Below are 1,352 nucleotides of genomic sequence, written 5' to 3' on the forward strand. Positions count from 1 at the left end.
GTGATTTGCTTTTCGATCTCAGAAAGGCGTCCTGTGTCAGCACCTTTGTTGTCAAGCTCACCATTCCTTTCATTCTTTAAACTTGCAATCTTTTTGTTGATTTGGTTTTGCTTCTCCTCAATCTGCTGCTGCAGCATTAGAATTTTATTCTTGTTCTCTCCCTTTAACTCATTAGTTCTACGTGTTTTTTCCTTTTGTTTGTTTTCTTTGTTTTTTCGAAGCTTTGATTTACTTAATTCTAAAGCTTCAGCTGCCTTTTCCCTTAAAACAATGGCTTTATCAATTTCAACTTGGATTTTTTCTAATGCTTCCAGTTTTTCATTTAAAGCTTTGTTGGTGAAACTGCCCTTGTCCAGTTCGCTTTTTTCTATTTGCCTTTTCTGTTGTTCACATAGGTATTCTGCTTGTCGTACTTTTTCTTTGAGTGTTTTTATTTTTGGGAGGTTGCGCCGTTGAATATTCTCCTTCTCCTTTTTTAAAGAATTGGTAAGCTCTTGAATGTCGTTTTGATAATGTTCAATATTTTCACTTAGCTTACCTAGTTCAAACTGGTAATCGTCAATGGTCTTTATTTTTGACTCTATTTCATTAAGGTTAATTTCAAGCCCATATAAAGAAGAGCCGTCTATTAGTTTTGGAGACAGACCGTCTTGAAAAAGCAGATTTTCATCAATTACTTTTCCGATACTGTTTTCCCATCCCGGTTTGTTTTGGTTTAACCAACCATATAAAGAGTCTTTACTTTTATTTATCTTTTCTTCTGTATCATTCTTGTTTTGTACGGCAATATTTAATGCTTCCTGAAGCCTCTCTTTTGTTCGTTCACTATTCTTTTCGGCTTCTGAATTTTCGAAATTCCATTTTGTTTGCAGGGTTTCTATTTGTTGTTTATAAGTAGAGATATTATTAGATTCCTGTTTAAAAGCCAGATTCGAATCATTTATTTCCTTTTGGGCTTGTTCAATTTCTTTCTCATATAGCTTTGTGTGCTTTATTCCAACTTTCTGCTTGTCCAGAATATGAATATCCTCTACTTTTCTTGTTAGTTCGTTTTCTTTATCTTTTAATTCAGTTTCATGTTCAATTTCCAACGAATCGAAGAGCTTATCATATTCGCTGTTAAGTTTGGATAAATACTGAATTTCATCCCTTTCGATTTCAACCTTTTGGTTTTCCTTTTGGGTCATATATAAATTAAGCTGATGCTCCTGCTCTTTAATTAGGACATCGAATTTTTGATTGATATCGCTATACTTATTCGTTAAAAGAGAACGTTCATTTTTTAACGTGTCTAGTTCCAATTTCTTTTCTTCATTGGCAGATACACGAGTAATCAACTCATTAATATTTAT

General features: G+C 33.2%; 1 protein-coding gene. It reads right to left on the reverse strand.

Going from position 1 to position 1,352, the window contains the following annotated elements; translation table 11 throughout:
• Positions 1-1,352 (reverse strand): ATP-binding protein (locus ACYVAA_RS22885; RefSeq protein WP_460546397.1); only part of this gene is annotated, 1,352 nt, incomplete at both ends.

This window comes from Echinicola sediminis (assembly GCF_054777495.1).